The sequence below is a fragment of the Stenotrophomonas sp. SPM genome, assembly GCF_003105135.1.
GTDB lineage: Bacteria > Pseudomonadota > Gammaproteobacteria > Xanthomonadales > Xanthomonadaceae > Stenotrophomonas.
In genome coordinates this window covers 28,583-52,367 of record NZ_QETL01000005.1, presented here as the reverse complement: position 1 = coordinate 52,367, position 23,785 = coordinate 28,583, and the positions used below count along the sequence as shown (strand labels likewise).

The following is a 23,785-nucleotide window of genomic DNA, read 5'->3' as shown; positions in this document are numbered from 1 at the left end:
TCATTTGAAATCAAAGCGTTGGGTCAAAAATCCATCCAAATCAGCACTTTGCCTACCTTGGCTTCATGACGAGAGCGTGAACAGTTGACACGGCAAGTTAAGGTCGTGTTAACGTCGACCCATCGGCTTGTGAAGCCGGTTAGAGAACGGGGCGAAACGCCCTACAGGGACGACAGGCCTACGCGCCTGTCGAGAATTGATACATCAGGGGATCCATCCATGACCATCCGCAAGGCGCTCAGCCGCCACCCGCTGAGCTTTGCTCTGACGTCCGCCCTGCTGGCAGCCGTCGTTTCGCCCGCTTTTGCCCAGGAAGCCGGCAACGAAGCCGGTGGCAAGAACGCCACCAACCTGGACCGCGTTTCGGTCGTCGGCTCGCGCATCAAGCGCGCGGACGTGGAAGGCCCGGCTCCGGTCACCGTCATCACCCGCACGGACATTGACCGTGAAGGCTTCCAGACCGTCGGCGACATGCTGCAGACGCTGACCCAGAACACCACCTCTTCGTTCACCGGCGATCTGGCCGTGACCGGCTTCACCCCCAACGCGCAGGTCGTCAATCTGCGCAACCTGGGCCCCGGTTACACCCTGACCCTGGTCAACGGTCGTCGCCCCGCGCAGTACCCGCAGCCGTACAACCGCGACAACAACGTCGCCAACATCAACTCCATCCCGAGCAGCATCGTGGAGCGCGTTGAAGTACTGACCGGCGGCGCCTCGGCCATTTACGGCTCCGACGCGGTGGCCGGCGTGGTCAACATCGTCCTGCGCGAGCATTACGACGGCAACCTGGTCCGCCTGACCACCGGCACCACTGCCGAGGGCGGCGGTGACACGGTCAACCTGGAACTGACCGGCGGCCGTACCGGCGATCGTTGGAGCGCCGTCTGGGCCCTGCAGTACAGCGATCGCGAGGCGGTCTATGCCAACCAGCGTGAGTTCCTGTCGGATCTGCGTGAGGGCCCGCTGGGCTCGACCGCCAACCCGGGCCTGTCGCTGATCGCGATCCGCGGCCTGGCCTCGGCCAACGGCCCGGTCAACCAGAATGCCTACTACCCGGGCCAGGCCAAGTGCGACGCACTGGGCTTCACCACGGTGACCACCAACGCCCGCGGTACCTACTGCGGCTCCTATGACAGCAACGCGGCGCGCTCGATCTCCAACCAGCGCCAGTTCTACTCTGCCTACGGCTACGGCACCTTCGACTTCACCGACACCACCCAGGGCTGGGCCAGCGTCAACTACTACACCACCAGCGCCAAGGCCAGTGCCGGCACGGAGTTCTGGGGCACCTCGGGCGACAAGTTCAACATCCTGTCCAATGGCTCCACCAGCGCCTATTACTACGATGCCGGCCTGCGCGACATCGTGCAGCTGCAGCGTGTCTTCACCGCCGCCGAACTGGGTGGCAATGACGCGGCCAGCACCAAGTACGACGAATACACCTACGACTTCGCTGCCGGCGTACGCGGCACCTTCGCCGACCGCTTCGACTGGGAAGCCACCGGTGGTTATGGCTACTACAACTACAAAATGGATCGCCCGCGCCTGCTCGCGCAGTCGGTGCATGACTACTTCCTGGGCCCGGTGCTGGGCTACAGCAACGCCGCCGGTACCGGTGCGGGCGTATATCCGATCCACCGTCTGAACCTGGATCGCTGGTCCTCGCCGATCACCCCGGAGATCTACCGGTCCTTCGCGACCCGCGTGATCAACCGTTCGGAAACCAGCGTGGCGAACGCCGCCTTCAACGTCAGCGGCGATTTGTTCGAGCTGCCGGCCGGTGCCGTTGGCTTCGCCAGCGTGCTGGAATGGAACCGCCAGAAGATGGACATGGTGAGCGACCCGCGCACCGACCAGCTGCGTCCGATCGACAGCCAGACCATCTACAACCTGACCAGCTCGGGTGAGACCCACGGCACCCGCGACCGCTATGCTGCAGGTGCCGAGTTCCGCGTGCCGATCTTCAGCAATCTGAGCCTCAACGCCGCAGCGCGCTACGACAAGTACGACGACATCTCCTCGGTCGATGCGTCCACCACCTACAACCTGGGCCTGGAATTCCGTCCGTTCAGCAACCTGCTGCTGCGCGGCAGCTATGCCACCAGCTTCCGTGCGCCGGACATGCAGCTGATCTACGCCGGCGGTGCCGCTTCCTACACCACCGAGCTGGACGAGTACTCCTGCCGCTCCGGTACCGGTCCGGGCGCTGCCCAGGGCCCGCGTACCCGCACCCAGTGCAACTCCCCGACCAGCGATCCGACCAAGTACTCGGTGCAGACCCTGGTGGCCGGCAACCCGAACCTGACCGAAGAAAAGGGCAAGTCGTGGGGCGCGGGCTTCGTCTACGACATTACCGATGGCATGTCGCTGACGGTGGACTACTACCGCATCCGCCTGGAAGACGCCGCTGCGCAGCTGAGCAACGACTACCTGCTGCGCGCCGAAGCGGCCTGCCGACTGGGCACCGCCAGCGACGGCCGCTCGGTACCGAGTGCCTCGGTCTGCCAGAACGTGCTGGGCCTGATCACCCGTACCAACCTGCCCGGCTCGCCGGATGACGGCCGTATCCAGCGCATCAACAACGCCTACATCAACACCGCCCTGCAGGACACCAGCGGTATCGATGCAAGCTACAAGTACGCGCTGGACACCGACCGCTGGGGCCGCTTCAACGTTGACCTGGGTTACTCGCTGACGCTCACCAACAAGTACAAGCAGACCGCCGACGACGACCTGATCGACTACCGCGATCTGCCGCCGGAGTACTTCAACCCCGAGCGCAGCCGCGCCCGCGGCAGCCTGACTTGGACCAAGGGCGACTGGGCAACCACCGTGTTCGGCACCCGCTACGGCTCGGCCTTCAGCTATGCCGAAGCCGATGGCACCAACTCCGCAGGCGGTGATTACTCGCGTCGCCTGGCGCCGTACTTCCTGTGGAACCTGAGCGTGGGCAAGAAGTTCGGCGAGAACGTGCTGGCGACCTTCCAGGTCGTCAATGTGTTCGACAACCAGTACCGCAAGGACAACAGCAACACGACCTATCCGTTCTACGACCCGTTCATTGGCGCAGATCCGCTGGGCCGTCGCTTCTACATGAGCCTGCAGTACAAGTTCTGATCCTCGCTGCATGAGGTAGGAACGCATGGGAAAGCCCGGGCTTGAACCGGGCTTTCCTTTTTTCGAACCCGGCCGTCAGCACCGCCGGCCAGGACAAGGACCCCTGATCATGATGAAGACCTCGCTGATGGTGCCGTTGGCGCTCGCACTCGCCGCCGCCCTCCCCACCCCCTTGCTGGCCGCCCCTGCAAATACGCCGACGGCCTATTCAATCGAAGACTTCGCCAAGCACGCCAGCTACAGCTCGGCCAGAATCTCTCCCAATGGTGACTACCTCGCCATCAGTGTCGATCTGGGCGATCAGGACGTGCTCACCATCCTGCGCACCAGCGATCTGAAGGTGCTCAAGGTCAACCAGCTGCCGGACAAAAAAAGCGTTGGCTCGTTCTACTGGATCTCGCCCGAACGCATCATGTTCAACGCGGTCAAGAAGCAGGGTGGCTACGCCCAGCCCTTCCCCACCGGGGAATGGTTCGCGGTCAATGCTGACGGCAGCCTGGCCCGTCCGGTGATCTTCTACGGCACGCGTGATGCCACCCAGCGCAGCAAGAGCGTGGGCAACGAATCCTATTCGCTGCTGGATACGCTGCGCGGCGATGACCAGAACGTGATCATGCAGGTCCGCTACCCGCGCTCATCCGAAGGTGCTGGCACCCAAGTGGTGAGTGTGGACACGATCAGCGGCAGGCGCTCGCCGCTGGCACGCGCGCCCAAGGAAAACTGCGACATCGCGCTGGATGGCGCCAAGGAACCGCGCTTCGCGGTCTGCAGTTCCAGCCGCGATGAAAGCGGTGAATATGATGAGCGCAGCGAGCTGTACCGCCGCGACGGCACCGCCTGGACGTTGATCAACGCCTCCAAGTCCGACGGCCAGCATCTGCGTGTGCTGCGCACCAGCGCCGACGGTACGGTCTACGCGGAGCAGGATGATGGCAAGGCTCCGCCGGCAATCGGCACGCTGGACACTGCCAGCGGCCGGTTCCAGAAGCTGTTCCAGGACCCGGTCAGCGAAGTCTCGCAGATGATGTGGAGCACCGATGACAAGCGCCTGATCGGCGTCGTCAACCAAGCAGGCAGCCCCAAGGTCACCCTGCTGGACGAGGACCACCCCGATGCTGCGCTGTACCAATCGCTGGCCGAGGCATTTCCGGGGCAGATGGTGCAGTTCTCCAGTTCCACAGAAGATGGCAACCGCATCCTGCTTTCGGTTTACAGCGACACCAATCCGGGCGAGCTGTATCTGTTTGACCGCAAGAGCGGCCAGGCCCGTTTCCTGCTGCAGGGCCGTGACTGGCTCGATCCCAAGCGCATGGCCAGCGTCACCCCGTTCACCGTCAAGGCACGGGACGGCCAGACGCTGCATGGCTACCTGACCATTCCCCAAGGGGCGCAGGGCAAGCGCCTGCCGATGATCGTCAATCCGCACGGCGGCCCGATCGGCCCGCGAGACAACTGGGGCTTCAATTCCGAGGCGCAGCTGCTGGCGAGCCGTGGCTATGCAGTGCTGCAGGTCAATTTCCGGGGCTCCGGCGGCTATGGCAAGGCCTTCGAAGAAGCCGGGCACCGGCAGTGGGCTGAAGGCATCCAGAACGACATCCTCGATGCCACGCATTGGGCCATCGACCAGGGGGTGGCCGACAAGGACCGCCTGTGCATCTATGGCGGCAGCTTCGGTGGCTACTCTGCACTGATGGCGCCCATCCGCGAGCCAGGCCTCTTCAAGTGCGCCTTCGGCTACGTTGGCGTATATGACGTGGACATGCTGTTCAAGAAGGGCGACATCCCACAGCGTGAGTCCGGCCAGCGCTACCTGCGCCGCACCCATGGCACCGATGCTGCCGAGTGGAACAAGGCCTCGCCCGCCCGCCGCGCCAGTGAAGTGAAGATTCCTGTGTTCCTGGCCGCCGGTGCACGCGACGTGCGTGCGGTACCCGAGCAGACCGAACTGATGGCCAAGGCGCTGACCGACGCAGGCAATGCACCAGAGGGCGTCATCATCCAGTCCGGCGAGATGCACGGTTTCTACGATGTAGCGGCGCGGGTAAACCTGTACACGAAGATGCTGGACTTCTTCAACCGCCATATCGGAGCAGGTAGCGCTGCGCGGTGACCGTCGCGGGGCGGAGCAACCGCCCCGCATGCCCCTTTCCTTTGGCATAGTGACCAACGCCGCATGCGATGTGGCAGTCTCTGGTGGAGGATCCGGCTGGGTCCTTCACTTCTGGCTTCAATCAGGGAATGATGAACATGAAATCGCGTTACCCGCTGTTCGTGCCACTGCTGCTGGCACTGGCGCTGCCCGTCGCCGCCCCCGCGGCTCCCCCTGCGAAGAAGGCGCCCGCGCCTCTGCCCAGCGACCCCACCGAAGACCCGCTGATGATCAGTGCCGGCTTCCTGAACGGCCATCCTGACCTGCGCTTCCGCATGCTGGGCATGGAGAAACAGAGGGCGAACGACCAGGCCGCCGCCTTTACCTTCTTCCAGCGCGCAGGCTACTACGGCGACAAGGTGTCACAGGCCATGGTGGCCGAGATGCTGTGGAACGGCACAGGCACCGCCGTGAACCGCCCTCTGGCCTACGTCTGGATGGATCTGGCCGCCGAGCGCGGCTACAAGGGCTTCTTGGAGCTGCGCGAGCGGTACTGGGCTGCCCTGGCCGAGGACGAGCGCACGCAGGCAATCAATCAGGGCGAGGCGGTCTACGCACGCTTTGGTGATGCCGCTGCCGACCCGCGCCTGGCCCTGGCCATGCGCCGTGAACAGAAGCGGATGACCGGCAGCCGCACCGGCTTTGCCGGCAACATCAAGATTCTTGTGCCGGGCCCTAACGGCACCAGCGAGCAGATCGATGGCACCAAGTTCTATGACAGTCGCTACTGGGAACCGGCGCAGTACCGCCAATGGCAGGACAGCATCTGGTCGACCCCCCGGGTGGCGCGCGTGGATGTGGGTAGCGTCTCCCAGGTGCCACTGCCGGGCGAGCAGGAAAGCCGAATCCCCCAGACTTCTCCGCAGGTGGATGCACCGGAGCCGGTGACCGAAGATCGCCAGCCTGAACCGATCCCCGGCGGGAACTGAACCGCAATCGGACAGGTCAAGACAGTGTGCCGATCCTGCCCGCTTGCCAGCGGGCAACGGTGTGGCTTGTGGCCTTGCCATCGGTCATGACCTTCGACACCCTTGCATGACGGGCCGGCGGCGTATCGTTCGGCCCACGGCCGTCCTGCGGCCCTTCCCTGACTCACTCGGCCTGGAGGCCATACAAGTGACCCGTACTCCCAAGATCGTGCTGCTGACCCTGGCCGTTTCGGCCGCGCTGGTCGGCTGCGGCAAGACCGATACCCCGGCAAAGGACGCCGCCGCCTCCACGCCGGCCGCCACCGAGCAGGCCACCGCCTACACGCTCGACGAAGCCAAGCTGCCGGCCTACAACGCCTTCCAGGCCAGTGACCTGGACAGCAAGCTGGACGCCTGCGGCGCCTTCGGCGACTACGTCAACGGCAAGTGGCTGGCCGCCAATGAGATTCCGGGCGACCGCACCAGCTGGGGCGCCTTCACCATCCTCGACGAGCGTTCGGTAGCGGTGCAGCACCAGCTGGCCGAGCAGGTCGCCCAGGTCAAGAACCCGAACCACATCGAGAAGATCGTCGGCGACCTGTGGGCCACCGGCATGGACGAGGCCAAGATCAACGCCCAAGGCATCGAGCCGCTGAAGGCCGACCTGGCCGCCATCGACGGCCTGCAGGACAAGGCCGCCATCGCCGATTACCTGCGCACCAGCGCCGCCAAGGGTGAAAACATCCTGTTCGGCTTCGGCGCCGAAGCGGACTTCAAGAACTCGGCCGTGAACATGGCCTACGCCAGCCAGGGCGGCCTGGGCCTGCCGGACACCACCTACTACACCGATGCCAAGAACGCCGACAAGCTGAAGGCCTACCAGGCGCACGTCGCCAAGGTGCTGGAGCTGTCGGGCGTGGCCGCTGCCGACGCCGCCAAGCAGGCCGAGGACGTGGTCAAGTTCGAGACCCGCCTGGCCAAGGCCTCCAAGTCGCGCGTGGAACTGTCGCGCAACGTGGAGCTGTTCTACAACCCGCTCACCCTGGCCGACGCCGACAAGCTGACCCCGAACTTCAGCTGGACCGAGTTCTTCAAGTCGCAGGGCGTTGCCGCGCCGGAGAAGTTCTCGCTGGCCATGCCGGCCTTCCACGAGGAAGTGAGCAAGGCACTGGGCGACACCGATCCGTCGGTCTGGCGTGCCTACCTGCGCTTCCACACCGTTGACGGCGCCTCGCCGTACCTGGCCGATGCGTTCGTGCAGGAGAACTACGAGTTCTACGGCAAGACCCTCAATGGCCAGAAGGAACAGAAGCCGCGCTGGAAGCGCGTGCTGGGCACCATCGAGAACGATGCCGGCGAAGCCTTCGGCCAGCTGTACGTGAAGGTCGCCTTCTCGCCGGAAGCCAAGGCGAAGATGGAAGAACTGGTGAAGAACCTGGCCGCGTCGCTGAAGGAACGCATTCAGGGCCTGAGCTGGATGAGCGACGAAACCAAGGCCAAGGCCATCGCCAAGTGGGAAACCTTCACCCCGAAGATCGGTTACCCGGACAAGTGGCGTGACTGGGCCGGCCTGCAGACCCAGCGCGACAGCTACCTGGGCAACGTGCGCGCGGCCAACGAGTTCAACTACAAGTTCAACCTGTCCAAGGTCGGCAAGCCGGTGGACAAGACCGAGTGGGGCATGACCCCGCAGACGGTCAATGCCTACTACAACCCGCTGCAGAACGAGATCGTGTTCCCGGCCGCCATCCTGCAGCCGCCGTTCTTCGACCCGAAGGCCGACGACGCGCTGAACTACGGCGGCATCGGCGCGGTGATCGGCCACGAAATGACCCACGGTTACGACGACCAGGGCGCACGCTTCGGGCCGAGCGGCAACCTGGAAGACTGGTGGACCCCGGCTGACAAGAAGAACTTCGAAGGCCTGACCGGCAAGCTGGTCAAGCAGTTCGACCAGTACAAGGTCGACGGCCAGGCAGTGAACGGCCACCTGACCCTGGGCGAGAACATCGCCGACCTGGGTGGCCTGGCCACCGCCTACGACGCCCTGCAGAAGGCTACCGCCGGCAAGGAAGATCCCAAGGTCGACGGCTTCACCCGCGACCAGCGCTTCTTCTTCAACTGGGCCACCGTGTGGCGCACCAAGTACACCGCGGAAAACGCCAAGGTCCGCCTGGCCACCGACCCGCACGCCCCGGCGCAGTTCCGCGCCATGGGTGCGCCGTCGAACCTGCCGACCTTCGCCGCTGCGTTCCAGTGCAAGGCCGGCTCGCCGATGGCCCGCACCGGCGACCAGCAGGTGGTGATCTGGTAAGCCGCGGCTGACGCAAAGGTGACCCCTCAAAGGCCCGGGATTTCCCGGGCCTTTGTTTTTGCATGCACACCACCCGGTAGCGCCGGGCCATGCCCGGCGAACGCCGCGTGACGCGTGCATCCCGTGTCCATGCACGGCTTGCTATAGTTCGCCCGCCCTCAATCCATCACGGATTCGTTCTACATGCCCAATTTCCGTCCGCTTGCCGTCGCCCTGGGTATCAGCCTGGCGACCCTGGTCCCGACCCACGATGCGTTCGCCGCCAAGAAGAAGGCCGTGCGCGCCCCCGCCGTCAGCGCCCAGTGCAGCGATTTCTACGATGCCACCAACGCGGACTGGCTGAAGGCCAACCCGGTGCCGCAGTCCGGCGCCGCCACCGCGCTGGGCCAGCTGGTCGACCGCAGCCGCCAGCAGCAGCGTGAACTGCTGGACGCCTCGATGAAAGCGCCGCAGGGCAACGTGCAGAAGCTGCTGGGCGACTTCTGGGCCAGCGGCCTGGACGAAGCCGCGGTGGAAGCCGATGGCTCCAACCCGATCGCCCCGCTGCTGACCCGCATCAACGCGATCAAGAAGGCCAAGGACGTCCCGGCCTCGATCGCCGCACTGCACCAGGTCGGCATCCCGGTGGCCTTCAACTTCGGCCCGGACGTGGACCTGAAGGCGCTGGACCGCCACATCGGTTACTTCATGCAGGGCGGCATGGGCCTGCCCGACCCGGCGTTCTACACCCGTACCGACGCCGACACCGTCGCCCTGATGGGCCGCTACCGCAACTACGTCAAGCAGATCCTGGCCCTGACCGGCACCCCGGCAGCCAAGCTGGATGCCGAGTCGCAGTCGGTGATCGAACTGGAAACCGAACTGGCGCGCAACGCGCAGTCGCTGGCCGGCATCAACAATCCGTTCAACAACTACGCGCCGATCTCGAACAAGGATCTCAACAGCCGCTACCGCAACCTGCAGCTGGATGCCTTCCTGAAGGCGCAGGGCGTGAACGACGACCTGGTCTCGCTGGCCGACCCGGGCCTGTTCAAGCAGCTCGACACGATGGTCACCAAGCTCAAGCCGGAGCAGTGGAAGGCCTACCTGCGCTGGCGCGTGGGTGACTCGATGGCACCGTACCTGTCCAAGGCCTACCGCGACGCCGAGTTCGAATTCCGCGGCCGCGTGCTGCGCGGTGAAACCCTGCCCGCACAGCGCTGGGAAAACGTGCTGGATGCCATCAACGTGGCCGCCGGCCCGATGGTCGGCCGCGAGTACGCCGCCCGCTACCTGTCCGCCGAAGATCGCCGCCAGGCAGCGTGGATCGTCGACAAGGTGCGCGAAGTGCAGATCGAGGCGGTCAAGAACAGCACCTGGATGAGCGCCGAGGCCAAGGCCGAAGCACAGGCCAAGCTGGCCGCACTGAAGATCGAGATCGGCACCCCGCTGCGCGACCTGGATTACAGCGTGCAGCCGATGGGCCGTGGCTCGTTCGGCGGCAACATGCTGATCGCTTCGACCTGGCGCCATCGCGAGGAAATGAAGCGCATCGGCAAGGGCAACGCCGACCGTCGCTGGGACGTGCTGCCGCAGCAGCCGTCGCTGGCCTACGACCTGGCGCAGAACCGCCTGATCGTCACTGCCGCGATCCTGCAGGGCCCGGTGTTCAACGCCAAGGCCGACGCCGCCGACAAGTTCGGCAGCTTCGGTGGCCTGGTCGGCCACGAACTGAACCGTGCCGTCGACGCCAAGGGCGCCCTGGTCGATGCCAAGGGTGAACTGCGCAGCTGGTGGACCCCGGCCGACAAGACCGCCTGGACCCTGCTCGGCAGCCGCGTGGCCGCGCAGTACGGCGCCTATGAATTCCCTGGCGTGAAGGGTGCCAAGGTCAATGGCACGCTGACCCAGGAAGAGAACCTGGCCGACATCGCCGGCCTGGAACTGGCCTGGGCGGCGTATGCCGCGCAGGAACCGAAGGCCAAGCCGGCGCAGCAGCAGGGGTTCTTCCGCGCCTGGGCCGCCCTGTGGCCGCAGCAGCTGTCGCCGAACGAGGCCGCACGCCGCCTGACCGCCGACATCCGTGCACCGGGTCGCTGGCGCACCAACGGCCCGCTGTCGAACCTGCCGGCCTTCGGCGCGACCTTCAGCTGCAAGGCCGGCCAGCCGATGCAGCGCACCGACGCCGAGCAGATCAAGGTCTGGCGCTGAGCCTGGCCGTGGTGCGGTAACGGAAAAGGCGCCTGAGGGCGCCTTTTTCGTCGGCGGCGCCTACAAAAAGAAGACCCCGGCAGATGCCGGGGTCAAATGTCCTGCTGAAAGAGAGCGGTTTCTACATCAGAAGTCGTAGGACGCGGTCAGGCGAACAGAGCGCGGCGCGGTGTAGTAGGTGCCGATTCCATAGGTGTTGGAGATCGTGTGCTGACCGGATTCATACGACGGATCGGACTGCAGCTGGCGACGCTGGTTGAGCACGTTGAACACGTCCAGGCCGAAGGCCAGCTTGTGATCGGCAAAGGTCGGGCGATACATCACGCCCAGGTCCAGGCGATAGGTCCAGGGCTGGCGGCCGGCATCACCCGGACGCGACGGCTGGCCGTTGCAGTAGTGGTACGCAGACTCATAGCCGATCGGATCGCTGCCATCCGCACCGTAGTAGCCCAGGCAGCTCTTCGGCATGCCCGACGAGATGAGCATGGTGGCCGACGCCGTCCACTCATCGTTGAACTGATACGCGCCGTAGCCCTTCAGCTGGTGGCGACGATCGTTGGCCAGGTAGCCACCGGCGTACTCCATCAGGTAGTAGGAATCCCAGTCCTGGGTCTTGGACACGTCGTCCTGGCCGATGTCCGACTTGACCTGGCCCTCGGTGTTGCCGAAGTTGCGCGACCAGGTGTAGTCCAGGCGGCCGTACCACTTGTCGCTCAGCGGATGTTCGATGAACAGATCGACGGCGACGTAGCTGCGCTTGGCCTTGTTGCCGTTGTAACCCCAGTCCGACGAGCTCATCTGCACCGGGGTGTAGCCCGAACCATCGGCGTGCTTGACCATGAAGGTGTTGGTCTTGCCCGGGTTGAAGATCACGCAGCCCGGCACTTCCATGCCGCTTGAATCGATACCCATCGACTCGAGCTTGGCGTAGATCTGGTCGGAGTCGCAGGTGTCGTCGATTGCTGCCTGCAGGCGACGATAGGTGAACTTGGCACCAGAGTTCCAGGACGAACCCAGGGTCTTCTCAAAGCCCACGATGAACTCGTCCTGGTACTGCGACTTCAGGTCGGTCGGCGCCACCGACAGCGGGTCAGGCGCAACGCCATACTCGTTGTTGGTCGACACCGGGCCCGGGCCCAGCGCTGTCAGGTCGGTAGGGTTGCCGTTGGCATCGATGCCACCGTAGGTGAAGTATTCACGGGTATAGGTCGATGCCGACGCGCCACGGATGGCCACGCTGTTCGGCAGGGCCAGGTAGTAGCGGCCCAGGTTGGCGAACACCTTCATCGACGAATCACCGAAGACATCCCAGCTGGCGCCCAGGCGCGGCGCCCACTGGTCACCGCTCTCGACATAGGCGATGGCCGAGCTGTTGTAGTTGGTGAACTTGTCATTGCGCAGGCCCAGGGTCAGCAGCCAGTTCGGGCTGACCTGCCAGCGGTCTTCCAGGTAGTAGGCCTTCTGCTCCACCGACATGCTGGTGGTGGTGGAGAAGATGTACTTCTGCACGTAGTACCCATCACCACCCGGCGCGGAGATATCGAAGGCCGGCGCCGGCGACGAACCCGGTGCGATGCGCGAATAGATCCACGCGTAGCCCGGGCCGGTCATGGCCTGGCCTTCGCTGTTGCCCTGGTAGGTCATGTTGTCGATGCCGGCGGTCAGCTCGTGGCTGCCGATGCGGTACTGCAGGTCCGCACGCAGGCCGCGGGTCTTGCTGCCAGCATCCGACGCCTTGGTGTAAAGCGCGGTCTGGTCGTTGCGGATCGGCGTGCCGCCGGTGATCGACGGATCCTGGTTGGTCGGACCGCTGATGTAGGCGTTGGCCGAATCGAGCGGATTGAACTCCAGGTTGCTTTCCTTGCTGCGGCCCCACACGGCGCTCAGGGTCAGGTCATCGGTCAGGTAGCCGGTGTACTTGAATACGTCGAATTGGTCCTTGAGCTTGGTCGTGTTGGCGAAGGTCCCGTTGCGCTCGCCCTCGCTCATCGTCTCGTAGTCGAAGTCACGGTAGTAGGCGCCATAGCGGTCCGTGTTCTCGACCCGGGTGTACTCCAGCGTATTGCTGTCGTTGATGTTCCAGTCGATCTTGCCGTAGAACTTCGGCGTGTCGTAGGCGTAATGGCTGCGGACCTGCTGCGCGGCTTCACCGGCGCTGGTGGAAACGCCTTCAGTGCGATCCTTCTCGGCGGCGAGATGGATGAACAGACGGTCCTCGACCAGCGGGCCGCTGACATAGCCGCTGTAGGAGGTGCGGGTCGCCTTGTCGCCCTTGCGCGAGCGATACAGGGAGCCGGCCACGGTGCCGGTATCATCCTCGAGCTCGAACCCCTGCGGCGCAGTGTGATTGGGGTAGTAGATGTCGCGCGGCGATTCCGCCAGCGAGTCGGGCGACCAGGTGGTCTGGAAGCCGAACTTCCATTCATTGGTGCCGCGCTTGCCGAGCTGGTTGATCACGCCACCGGTGGAGCGGCCGTAGCCCGCACCGTAGCCACCCATGAAGGTCTCCTGCTGGTCGATCGAGCCGTACGGCAGGCTGACACCACCCATCGCGCTGAGCGGATTGGTCGCGTTGAAGCCGTTGAGGTAGTAGGCGTTCTCGGTGACGCTGGAGCCACCGAACGACAGCACCGCGCGCGAACCATTGGAGAACTCACCACTGCCGGCGACAACGCCCGGCGCGAGCAGCGCGATGGCTTCGGCGCTGCGGCCCAGCGGCAGCACGTCCAGCTGTTCGGAGGTGATGACCGACTTGGAGACCGTGTTGGTCACGTCGATCTTCGGAATGTTGGCTGCAGTGACGTTCACTGCGTCGAGGTTGGTGGCGCCGCCGGTGGCGGACTGGCCAAAGGAAACTTCCGTGCCGACGCCGACCTTCAGCAGCACGTTGTCACGCTTCTCGACCACCTGCCCGTCACGCTCGAGGCTGATGGAGTAACGGCCCACCGGCAGCGAGCCCAGGGTGTAGCGGCCGTTTGCATCGACGTTGGCGCTTCGCTTGAGACCCGAATCGCTCTGCACGACCACCGTGGCGCCTGCAGCGGCCGGGGCGTTGCCATACAGGGAACCGGTGGTGCTCTGCGCCGCTGCGGCGCCGACGAACGAGGTCAGGACAACGGCCAGTGCCGTGCGCTTCAGCCGGATGGCCGTCTTGCTGTAGGTCATGGAATTTCCTTGTTTCGTGAAAAGACACACTTACGTTTCAGGCTCGCTGCATCGATGTTCGATCATGAAAACAGCTGAATAGGATATTAATTTCATAAAAGTTTAACTTGCAAGGCCTACCGGACAATATTTTATGTGTTTGATTTTATTGACTTTGTTTTGATACAAATCAAAACATTCATTTACATTTCATTTAACTGAGACATTCCAGCATTCATTTGACCGCTTATGCGCGGCGCGGGCGCGCTGATCCCGAAAGGTCCGCCGATCATTTACTTTCGATTTCCCGCAGCGGGCGGCAGGGCGAGACGACAACGAAAAAGGCGCCCTGGGGCGCCTTCGCTGGTATGACCGGGTATCCGTGCCTGCCGTGGATCCGTGCAGGGCAGGTCGCTGGAAAAAGGGCCCTGACGGATCAGGGCCAAGCCAACCCTTGCGGAGAGAGAGAGCCGTTGTTCGCGCAGGTCAGAAGTCGTAGGAAGCGCTCAGGCGCACCGTCCGCGGGGCCATGAAGTAGTTGCCCATGCCGTAGAGGTTGGAGACCGTGTCCGGCCCGGTCTGGTACTTGGCGGTCGACTGAAGCTGGCGCCGCTGGTTGAGCACGTTGAAGACGTTCAGGCCCAGGCCCAGCCGGTTGTCAGCAAACCCGGGGCGGTACATCACGCCCATATCCAGCTGCGCCGTCCACGGCTGCCGACCCGCGTCGCCGGGACGCGACGGCTTGCCGTTGCAGTAGTGGTAGGCCGAGCCGTAACCATTGAGAGGATCGCTCTGGTCACTGCCGTAGTAGCCGAGGCAGTTTTTCGGCATGCCCGACATCACCCGCACCGTGGCAGATGCGGTCCATTCGTCATTGATCTGATAGGCGCCGAACGCCTTGAACTGGTGCCGCCGATCATTGGCGAGGTAGCCACCGGCGTACTCCATCAACGCCGCCGCATCCCAGTCCTGGGTCTTGGACACATCGCCCTGGCCGATATCCGATCTCACCTGCCCTTCGGTGTTGCCGAAGCTGCGCGACCAGGTGTAGTCCAGGCGGCCGTACCAGCCGTCGGACATCGGGTGCTCGATGAACACATCCAGCGCGACATACTGACGCTTCGCCTTCTTGCCGTCGTAGCCCCAGTCGGTCGAACTCATGCTGACCGGCGTGTAGCCGGAGCCATCACGGTGCCGCAGCTGGAACGTGTTGGTGGCACCTGGATTGAAGATCACGCAACCGGGCAGGTCGAAGGTGTCGGCATCCAGCCCCATGCCTGCCAGTCGGTCGACGAAGCGGTCGGCATCGCAGGTATCGTCAATGGCCGACTGCAGTTGCCGGTAGGTGACCTTGCCACCGGTGTTCCAGCGGCTGCCCAAGGTCTTCTCGAAGCCCAGGATCAGTTCGTCCTGGTACTGCGACTTCAGGTCGGTCGGCGCCACCGCCAGTGGATCGGGTGCCTGCCCATACTCGCCATTGGCCGACACCGGCCCCGGCCCCAGCGGCGTCAGACCGGTCGGATTGCCGTTGGCATCGATGCCGGTATAGGTGAAGTACTCACGCGTGTACGTCGATGCGGAAGCGCCACGGATGGCCACGCTGTTGGGCAAGGCCAGGTAGTAGCGGCCCAGGTTGGCGAACAGCTTCAACGAGGCGTCACCGAAAACATCCCAGCTGGCGCCCAGTCGTGGCGCCCACTGGTCGCCGCTCTCCACGTAGGCGCGGCCATCGCTGTTGAAGTTGGTGAAGCGGTCGTTGCGCAGGCCGAGCGTCAGCAGCCAGTCGGGCGGCAGCTGCCAGCGGTCCTCCAGGTAGTACGCCCGCTGCTTCACCGACATGCTGGTGGTGGTGGAGAAAATGTACTTCTGCACGAAGTAGCCATTTCCTCCCGGGGGTGCGATGCCGAAGCCCGGGCTGGGCGAGGCGCCGGGATTGCCGCGGGAATAGATCCAGGCATGGCCGGGGCCGGTCATGGACTGGCCTTCGTTGTTGGCCCGATAGGTCATGTTGTCGACGCCAGCGGTCAACTCATGGTTGCCGATGCGGTACTGCAGGTCCATGCGCAGCCCGTGCGTCGTGCTGCCCGCATCCGGGGCCTTGTTGTAGAGATCGGGCTGGTCGTTGCGGATCGGCGTACCACCGTTCAACGCGGGATCCTGGTTGCCGGCGCCACTGATGTAGGGGTTGCCCGAGTTCAGCGGATTGAACTCAAGGTTGCTGGTGCGGGCGCGCCCCCACACGGTACTGAAGGTCAGCGCGTCGTTGAGGTAGCCGGTGTACTTGAAGATGTCGACGTCGGTGGTCGATTTGCTGATGTTGGGGAAGGTGCCCGTGCGATCCCCCTCGGACAATGTCTGGTAGTCGAACTCCCGGTAGTAGCCGCCGGTACGATCCGTGTCCTGGAAGCGCGTGTATTCCAGCGTGTTGCTGTCGTTGATGTTCCAGTCGATCTTGCCGTAGAACTTCGGCGTATCCACACCGTAGTGGTTGCGCACCTGCTGCGCGGCGGCCTCGTTGGCGGTTGCAACCCCCTCGCGACGGTTCGACTCGGCGGCAAGGTGGATGAACAGCTTGTCTTCGATCAACGGGCCGCTGACATAACCGCTGTAGGTGGTCGTGGCGGCCTTGTCACCGCGCCGGTAGCGGTACAGCGTGCCCGGCTTGCCCTCGTTCTCGTAGGCATATCCTTCCGGCAGGGTCATGTCCGGGTAATTCACCGATGCCGGTGACTCGGCCAGCCCGGCCGGTGACCAGGTGACCTGCGCGCCAAACCGCCACGCGTTGGTGCCACGCTTGCCGACCTGGTTGATGACACCACCGGTGGAACGGCCATACGCCGCGCCATAGCCGCCGGTGAAGGTTTCCTGCTGGTCGATGGAGCCATACGGCAGACTGATGCCACCCAGGTAGTTGAGTGGATTGGTAACGTTGAAGCCATTGAGGTAGTACGCGTTCTCGGTGACGCTGGAGCCGCCGAACGAGAGGACCGAGCGCGATCCGTTGGAGAAGGCACCGCTGCCGGCCACCACGCCCGGCGCCAGCAGCGCGATGGACTCAGCGCTGCGCCCCAGCGGCAGCACGTCCAGCTGCTCGGAGGTGATGACCGACTTGGAGACCGTGTGGCTCACATCGATCTTCGACAGGTTCGCCGCGGTGACATTGACTGCTTCCAGCGTTGTGGCCGGGCCATGTGCAGCGAAGCTCACTTCGGTACCGCTGCCCACGCGCAGCTGCACGTCATCGCGCTGTTCGAGGATGCGCCCGTTGCGCTGCAGGCTGATGCTGTAGCGACCCACCGGCAGCGCGCCGAAGCTGTAGCGTCCCTGCGCATCGACGGCGGCCGTCCGCTTCAGGCCGCTGTCGCTCTGGGCGACGACGGTCGCGCCTTCGGAACCGGCGGCGGTGCCATGCAGCGTGCCGGTGGTGCTCTGCGCGGCGACGCTGCCAATGATGGAAAACAATACTGCCGAAAGCGCGCTGCGCTTCAGCACACGATGTGCGGATGCAAATGCCATGAACTCTCTCCGGTGATGGAACTGCCGGAGCGTTATAGGCACGGACCTGGCGTGCGGGGCAGTGCTGCAACGGGTGATGAATCGGGCGAAATACGTCACGACCAACGTTCGACGTAGGCCAAACCCTCCGCCATGCGCTTGAAAAAGCTGAGGATTCAGCAGGTCATGCAGCCGCTCGCATCGCTGCCCGGATCGCCTCACGACAGGTGAAATACGTCACCCAAGAATAGGCAACGCGCAGCGGACAGTGTCCGAAGCGACAGCGCACCATTCCGATTCCGACACACCCGCTGCATGCACGCAGCGGAAATCCTCACGCCGGCTCCAGCGTCCCCCGGTAATGCACGATGCGGCCGACCAGCGGCGCACCGATCTCCACGTCGAACACGAAACGTCCATCCACTTCGTACTCGAAGCTGTCATCTCCCGGCAGCAGCGCGCGCGGCAGCGGGATGCCCAGCAGCGACCAGCGACGCGGCACCAGCTGCAGCCGACCGCCCTCGACCACCACGGCCAGCGCCACCGACACGGCACCGAAGCGCTCGACCAGCAGCGCCTCGTTGCGGCCACGCCCTTCGGTCTGCAGTGAGGAGAAACGGCGCCCGGCAAACGTGCGCGTCCAGCGCTCGCCGCCCGCTTCCGGCGCAAAGGCGACGCTGACCGGCACCTGCTCGCCCGCAGACGGGAAACCAAACACCACGCCCAGCAGCCGCGACAGCAGGCCATTGCCTCGCTGCACCTGCGCCCTGCCCTGCCAGCACCGCGCCGCACCCGGCGCATGCAGGGCCTGCACGGCTGCGGGCAACTGCGAATAGGCCTCGCCGAGCACGCGCTGGTACAGGCTGGCGCCGGGCATGTCCTGGCGGAAACCGGTATGGATGGTGCGGCCGGCAAACACCTGGTCGTAGTCGGTCAGTTCCAGCGCGTGCGTTGCCGGGCGCGCGCCCGGCACCGGCCGCTCGCCGGCAAGCTGCTTGCGGATCAGCGCCTCGATGGCCATCGACGGAATGTAGGGACCGTCATCGGCTTCGGCCAGCAGGTGCCAGCTCTGCCGCACCGGCGCGCCGTCACGCACGCCGAGCGCGCGCACGATCATGCCGCCGCGATGCTCGCCGAACTTCATCAGGTTCAGCACGGCGTAGAACAGCCGCGAGCACGGCTCCAGCGACGGCAGTCGCAGGTGCTGGCGGGCCTTGGCCAGCAGGTTGAGGATGCGGTGCAGGATCTCCGGCACCGGCCCGGCACCGATCCAGACTTCGGTGAGCGTCGGGTGCTCCGGCGGCAGCACCTGCAGGTCGGGCACGTCCACCAGCGAGAAATGCAGGTTGCGCAGCGGTATCCGGCCCGGCACCGCCACGGTGAAGCGGCGGCTTTCGGCCAGGCCCACGCCGTGGCCATCACGCCCACCGCGACGCAGCTTCACCGGTGACCCGGCATAACCGACCACCGCGCGCATCACGTTCAGGCCGATGCCGGCGTAGGGCGACGGCGCGATTCCGCCTTCCACGCTGAGGATGTCCATGCGCGTGGCCATCACCCGCAGCACGGCGGCGGTCAGCACCGGGAAGCTGCTGACCCCGGACAGCACGTAGACGCCGGCCGCGCGCGCCTGCGCGTCGAACTGTGAGACACCGAACACGAAGTCGGCGGCGTCGGCGAAATCCAGATAGTCGATGCCGGCGGCGATGCAGGCCTCGATGGCCGCATAGCGCTGGCTGCCGTACTCTTGGAAGGGACCTGACGCATCGATCACCAGATCGGGCCCTTCGGCCAGCAGGGTCGGCGCCAGCTCCTGCCGGTCCACCCGCAGCGGCCGCACGCGCGCTTCGCCGCGGTAGTCCGCGCAGAAGGCCTGCGCCGCCGCCAGGGTGCGCCCGGCCACCAGCAGCTCCAGCTGCGGCAGGTCCGCCAGCAGCTGCACCAGGCGCCCTCCAAATACCCCATATCCGCCGAGGATCAGGATCTTCACGCGTCGTCCTTGTCGTACTGCGATGGAAGGGAACTGCTCTGCCATCGCATGGTAGCGCGGTCCTGCAGTGCAGCACGATCCCGCATTAACACCGCCCGTGCTATCGCTGCGCCTTCGCCCGCTGCGGAGCCGATCATGATCGTCAGGAACATCATCTGCGTGTGGTACGACAAGGAGGCGCTGGAAGCCGCCACCTTCTACGCCAGCACCTTTCCCGACAGTGCGGTGACCGCCGTGCACCATGCGCCCGGCAACTACCCCGCCGGCCAGGAGGGCGCGGTGCTCACCGTCGAGTTCACCGTCTGCGGCGTGGCCTGCGTCGGCCTCAATGGCGGCCCGGCGTTCAAGCACAACGAAGCGTTTTCGTTCCAGATCCAGACCGAGGACCAGGCCGAGACCGACCGTCTGTGGAATGCGATCGTCGGCAATGGCGGCCAGGAGAGCGACTGCGGCTGGTGCAAGGACCGCTGGGGCGTGTCGTGGCAGATCAGCCCGCGCATGCTCATCGAAGCGGTGACCAGCCCGGACAAGGCACTGGCGAAACGCGCCTTCAACGCCATGATGCCGATGAAGAAAATCGACATCGCCACCATCGAAGCGGCGATTGCCGGCGCATGAGCCACTGGGACGCGATCATCGTCGGCGGTGGCCACAACGCACTGGTGTGCGCCGCCTACCTGGCCAAAGCTGGAAAGAAGGTGCTGGTGCTCGAGCGCCGTGGCGTGCTGGGCGGCGCAGCGGTCACCGAGGAGTTCCACCCCGGCTTCCGCAACTCGGTGGCGTCCTACACCGTATCGCTGCTGCAGCCGAAGGTGATCGACGACCTGCAGCTGCACGCGCATGGGCTGCGCATCATCAACCGGCCAGCCAACAACTTCCTGCCGCTGGACGATGGCCGCTACCTGCTGTCGGCACCGGGCCGTACCCAGGCCGAGGTGGCGAAATTCTCCGAGCGCGACGCGCTGCGGCTGCCCGACTACGAAGCGCGGCTGGAGATCTTCGCCGACGTGCTGCGTGCATGGGCGCTGCGTGCGCCGCCCGACCTCGGCGTGGCCGGCGGATGGCGCGCCCTGCCCGCGCTGTGGCAGATGGGGCGCCTGGGCCGCGAACTGGCCTCGCTGGATGCGTCGCTGCGGCAGGAGCTGCTGGACCTGTTCACGCTGTCGGCCGCCGAGTACCTGGACCGCTGGTTCGAGAGCGAACCGATCAAGGCGCTGTTCGGCTTCGATGGCATCGTCGGCAACTTCGCCAGCCCGTACACGCCGGGCAGTGCCTACGTGCTGCTGCACCACGTGTTCGGCCAGTGCAACGGCGTGAAGGGTGCCTGGGGCCACGCCATCGGCGGTATGGGCGCGATCAGCCAGGCCATCGCGGTGGCAGCGCGCGCAGCCGGCGCGGAGCTGCGCGTGGATGCGGGTGTGCAGCGCGTGCTTATCGAGCAGGGGCGCGTGGCCGGTGTCGTGCTGGCCAGCGGCGAAACCCTGCGTGCGCGCAGCGTGGTCGCCAACGTCAATCCCAAGCTGCTCTACGAACAACTGCTTGAGCCGGCGCAGGTACCGTCGGCCACGCGTGAACGCATGGCGCAGTGGCGCTGCGGCTCAGGCACATTCCGTATGAACGTGGCGCTGTCGCGTCTGCCGGACTTCACTGCCCTGCCCGGCCCTGGCGACCACCTCAGTGCCGGCATCATCATGGCGCCCAGCCTGGACTACATGGACCGCGCCTGGCTGGACGCACGGCGCGATGGCTGGTCGCGCGAACCGATCGTGGAGATGTTGATTCCCAGCACGCTGGACGATTCGCTGGCCCCGCCCGGGCAGCATGTGGCCAGCCTGTTCTGCCAGCACGTAGCGCCGGTGCTGCCCGGTGGGCGGCACTGGGATGACCATCGGGACGAGGTGGCCGACCTGATGATCGCCACCGTCGAGCGCCATGCGCCGGGCTTTGCCGGAAGCGTGCTGGGCCGGCAGGTGCTGTCACCGTTGGATCTGGAACGAACCTTTGGCCTGATCGGCGGCGACATCTTCCATGGCGCGCTCAGCGCCAATCAGCTGTTCTCGGCACGGCCGATGGTCGGCCAGGCCGGCTACCGCGGTGCGCTGCCGGGGCTGTACCTGTGTGGTTCGGGCACGCATCCCGGTGGTGGTGTGACCGGGGCGCCAGGGCACAATGCCGCGCAGGTGGTGTTGCGGGATCTGTGACGGTGTGAAAGCGTGCGGACCAACGGTCGACACCTACCCGCGTGACGCGAGGCGCGACGCGCCTCACTTCACGCTGCGCAGGTGATTCGGGCGCTTGGGCGGGCCGGGGGGGCGGCGCTTGCTGAAGGGAGGCTGCCCACGCCAGTAGCGGATCAGCAGCCAGCCGAACAGCATGCCGCCCAGATGGGCCAGATGGGCGACGCCCGGTTCCCAACCGGTCATGGCCATGACGATTTCCGTCACGCCCATCAGGATCACGAAGGTACGCACGGTCATCGTGATCGGCGGGAACATCAGCCGGATGACCTGTTTGCCGAAGATCATGCCGTAGGCCAGCAGCAGGCCAAAGATACCGCCCGATGCACCCAGTACCGTGGCGGGGTTGTCCAGCAGGGTGCCCACCAGCAACTGGCAGACACCGGCACCGGCGACGCACACCAGGTAGTAGGTCAGGAAGCGCTTTTCACCCCACACCTGTTCCAGCGGCGCGCCCAGCATGAAGAGCAGCATCATGTTGAAGAACAGGTGGCCGAAGCCTGCATGCAGGAAGCCATACGTCAGCAACTGCCACGGCTGGAAGTTGCTCCCCGGCGAGAACGCATCGAAGCCCTGCTGCAGCGGCTGCAGCATGAACGGCTCGAAGGTCTGCATGCCAAGCAGGAACGGCTGCTGCAGCAGGAACAGGATCACGTTGGCGATCAGCAGCGCCTTGGTGACAGGGGTCAGTCGCGGGAACATGGGAGCACCTGCATGGAACGGCCTCCATCATAGCCGCAGCACTACGGCAACGTCGCGACCGCCCAGCGCCCGGCGTTCAGACGGCAGCGGTGATCAGCCCGGGTCCCATAGGGCCGCGTCCAGTGCAGCAGCCGGGTCGATGGCCGGCATCCGCACCCGGCCGTTCTCGACCACCACACCTTCGGCGCGAAGCCGCTGCGACTGCTCGCGCCAGCCGGCCGAGCCTTCGGCCATGGCGATGCGACCGTCCGAGCGCAGCACACGGTGCCAGGGCAGGTCCGGATCATCATTCTGGCCCAGGATCCGCGCGGTCAGGCGTGCGCGCCCGGGCAGGCCGGCACGCATCGCCACCTGGCCATAGCCCAGCACCTGGCCCGGCGGGATCGCACGGATCACCGCCAGGATGCGGTCACGCGCCTGCTCCGGCGTCAGCGCCGCAGGCGCGTCACCAGCAGTACGCCGATCAGCACCAGTACGGTGCCGACGATCTGCGCCGGCCCCATCGGCTCGTCGAGCAGCCATAGACTCATCACGATGGTGGAAACCGGCCCCAGCATACCCACCTGCGCGGCCAGCGACGAGCCGACGCGCTGCACCGCCAGCATGATCGCCAGCACCGGCAGCACGGTGCACACCGTGGCGTTGACCAGCGACAGCCATTGCACCGGCGCCGGTGCCTGCCACAGCAGCGGCAGCGGATGGGTGATGGCGAAATGCAGCAGCACCAGCACGCCGGCCACGCAGCTGGCATAGGCGGTCAGCCGCACCGCACCGATGCGCGCGACCACCTGGCCGCTGCCGAACAGGTACAGCGCGTAGCTGAGCGCGCTGCCCAGCACCAGCAGGCTGCCGACGATGATCTGCCCGCCCTCGCGCTGCAGATCATGGCCGAAGGCCAGCAGCACGCCCAGGTAGCTCAGCACCAGCGCCGCGACCTGCCAGCGGCCCGGGCGCTGCCGCGCCAGCAGCACGTTGATCAGCAGCACCAGGGTCGGGTTCAAGTACAGGATCAGCCGTTCCAGGGTCACGCTGATGTACTGCAGGCCCTGGAAATCGAGCAGGCTGGACAGGTAGTAGCCGGTGAAGCCCAGCCACAGCACGCGGGCACGGTCGGCCCAGGACAGCGTTTCGGCACGCCGCGCCGACCACAGGGCCATCAGCACGAACAGCGGCAGCGCCATCAGCATGCGCAGGGCCAGCAGCGTAGTGGCATCGACGCCGTGGCGCAGACCGAGCTTGACGATGATGGCCTTGCCGGACGCGGCGATGGCACCCACCGCCGCCAGGCCGATACCGCCCAGGGCAATGCGCGGGGAGGCAGTAGCGATGCGGGGGGAAGGGTTGGACATCAGGACGACGGCAGACCGCAGGGGGCGGCCATGGGGTATGTGGGGACGCGCATTGTCGCATGCGCGGGCGCGCTGCCCGCCTTGTTGAGTCGAGCCATGCTCGACTGACTTCCCACCGCAGTCGAGCATGGCTCGACTCTACAGATGGGCGCAGCCGAGCATGGGCTCGGCGCTACAGCAACTGCAG

The 23,785-nt window shown here is 65.3% G+C and carries 13 protein-coding genes; 7 read left to right on the top strand and 6 right to left on the bottom strand.

The genetic code is table 11. The features are described 5' to 3' along the window. The first annotated feature begins 219 nt into the window (after window positions 1-219). From DCO49_RS02895 to DCO49_RS02875, 5 genes are all read left to right on the top strand, one after another. Window positions 220-3,120 carry a TonB-dependent receptor gene (locus tag DCO49_RS02895; RefSeq protein WP_116862735.1) on the top strand — a complete coding sequence of 967 codons (2,901 nt, stop codon included), beginning with the start codon at window positions 220-222 and terminating at the stop codon, window positions 3,118-3,120. A 109-nt stretch (window positions 3,121-3,229) separates the two neighbouring features. Beyond that, window positions 3,230-5,230 carry a prolyl oligopeptidase family serine peptidase gene (locus DCO49_RS02890; protein ID WP_243402635.1) on the top strand — a complete coding sequence of 667 codons (2,001 nt, stop codon included), beginning with the start codon at window positions 3,230-3,232 and terminating at the stop codon, window positions 5,228-5,230. A gap of 161 nt (window positions 5,231-5,391) precedes the next feature. Then, window positions 5,392-6,198, top strand: coding sequence for a sel1 repeat family protein (locus DCO49_RS02885; RefSeq protein ID WP_133249380.1), 807 nt, complete (start codon window positions 5,392-5,394; stop codon window positions 6,196-6,198). Between the two features lie 187 nt (window positions 6,199-6,385). Continuing rightward, the gene (locus DCO49_RS02880; RefSeq protein WP_116862733.1) at window positions 6,386-8,491 is read left to right on the top strand and encodes a M13-type metalloendopeptidase; all 2,106 of its coding nucleotides are present in this window, start codon (window positions 6,386-6,388) and stop codon (window positions 8,489-8,491) included. Window positions 8,492-8,674: 183 nt separating this feature from the next. Next, window positions 8,675-10,681, top strand: a complete 2,007-nt coding sequence (locus tag DCO49_RS02875) for a M13 family metallopeptidase (protein ID WP_116862732.1) — start codon at window positions 8,675-8,677, stop codon at window positions 10,679-10,681. 126 nt (window positions 10,682-10,807) lie between these two features. On the opposite strand, the gene DCO49_RS02870 is transcribed toward DCO49_RS02875, so the two are convergent. From DCO49_RS02870 to DCO49_RS02860, 3 genes are all read right to left on the bottom strand, one after another. Then, the gene (locus DCO49_RS02870) at window positions 10,808-13,846 is read right to left on the bottom strand and encodes a carboxypeptidase regulatory-like domain-containing protein (RefSeq protein WP_116862731.1); all 3,039 of its coding nucleotides are present in this window, start codon (window positions 13,844-13,846) and stop codon (window positions 10,808-10,810) included. A gap of 465 nt (window positions 13,847-14,311) precedes the next feature. Continuing rightward, entirely contained in the window at window positions 14,312-17,341 is a 3,030-nt protein-coding gene (locus tag DCO49_RS02865) for a TonB-dependent receptor (protein ID WP_116862730.1), read from the bottom strand. 313 nt (window positions 17,342-17,654) lie between these two features. Next, window positions 17,655-19,310 carry an SDR family oxidoreductase gene (locus DCO49_RS02860; RefSeq protein WP_116862729.1) on the bottom strand — a complete coding sequence of 552 codons (1,656 nt, stop codon included), beginning with the start codon at window positions 19,308-19,310 and terminating at the stop codon, window positions 17,655-17,657. A gap of 135 nt (window positions 19,311-19,445) precedes the next feature. Here DCO49_RS02860 and DCO49_RS02855 point away from each other — a divergent pair, with 135 nt between their 5' ends. Both DCO49_RS02855 and DCO49_RS02850 read left to right on the top strand, forming a co-directional pair. Further along, complete coding sequence (locus DCO49_RS02855) at window positions 19,446-19,928, top strand: VOC family protein (RefSeq protein ID WP_116862728.1); 483 nt, start codon at window positions 19,446-19,448, stop codon at window positions 19,926-19,928. Then, window positions 19,925-21,511, top strand: a complete 1,587-nt coding sequence (locus DCO49_RS02850; protein ID WP_116862727.1) for an NAD(P)/FAD-dependent oxidoreductase — start codon at window positions 19,925-19,927, stop codon at window positions 21,509-21,511. The genes DCO49_RS02855 and DCO49_RS02850 overlap by 4 nt, the downstream gene beginning before the upstream one ends. Window positions 21,512-21,574: 63 nt before the next feature. Here DCO49_RS02850 and DCO49_RS02845 read toward each other — a convergent pair whose 3' ends face one another. The 3 genes from DCO49_RS02845 to DCO49_RS02835 form a co-directional block, all read right to left on the bottom strand. Continuing rightward, a complete protein-coding gene (locus DCO49_RS02845; RefSeq protein WP_116862726.1) occupies window positions 21,575-22,249 on the bottom strand; it encodes a rhomboid family intramembrane serine protease in 675 nt (224 codons plus the stop codon). 93 nt (window positions 22,250-22,342) lie between these two features. Further along, window positions 22,343-22,681 (bottom strand): MGMT family protein, encoded by a 339-nt coding sequence (locus DCO49_RS02840; protein ID WP_243402637.1) that lies wholly within the window; start codon window positions 22,679-22,681, stop codon window positions 22,343-22,345. Next, the gene (locus tag DCO49_RS02835; protein ID WP_116862725.1) at window positions 22,678-23,598 is read right to left on the bottom strand and encodes a DMT family transporter; all 921 of its coding nucleotides are present in this window, start codon (window positions 23,596-23,598) and stop codon (window positions 22,678-22,680) included. The genes DCO49_RS02840 and DCO49_RS02835 overlap by 4 nt, the downstream gene beginning before the upstream one ends. Window positions 23,599-23,785: the final 187 nt, after the last annotated feature.

Bases quoted from the DNA above. Each gene is read 5' to 3' on its own strand.
- DCO49_RS02895 (WP_116862735.1), top strand. From the start codon at position 220: ATGACCATCCGCAAGGCGCTCAGCCGCCACCCGCTGAGCTTTGCTCTG.
- DCO49_RS02890 (WP_243402635.1), top strand. From the start codon at position 3,230: ATGATGAAGACCTCGCTGATGGTGCCGTTGGCGCTCGCACTCGCCGCC.
- DCO49_RS02875 (WP_116862732.1), top strand. From the start codon at position 8,675: ATGCCCAATTTCCGTCCGCTTGCCGTCGCCCTGGGTATCAGCCTGGCG.
- DCO49_RS02870 (WP_116862731.1), bottom strand. From the start codon at position 13,846: ATGACCTACAGCAAGACGGCCATCCGGCTGAAGCGCACGGCACTGGCC.
- DCO49_RS02865 (WP_116862730.1), bottom strand. From the start codon at position 17,341: ATGGCATTTGCATCCGCACATCGTGTGCTGAAGCGCAGCGCGCTTTCG.
- DCO49_RS02855 (WP_116862728.1), top strand. From the start codon at position 19,446: ATGATCGTCAGGAACATCATCTGCGTGTGGTACGACAAGGAGGCGCTG.
- DCO49_RS02850 (WP_116862727.1), top strand. From the start codon at position 19,925: ATGAGCCACTGGGACGCGATCATCGTCGGCGGTGGCCACAACGCACTG.
- DCO49_RS02845 (WP_116862726.1), bottom strand. From the start codon at position 22,249: ATGTTCCCGCGACTGACCCCTGTCACCAAGGCGCTGCTGATCGCCAAC.
- DCO49_RS02835 (WP_116862725.1), bottom strand. From the start codon at position 23,598: ATGTCCAACCCTTCCCCCCGCATCGCTACTGCCTCCCCGCGCATTGCC.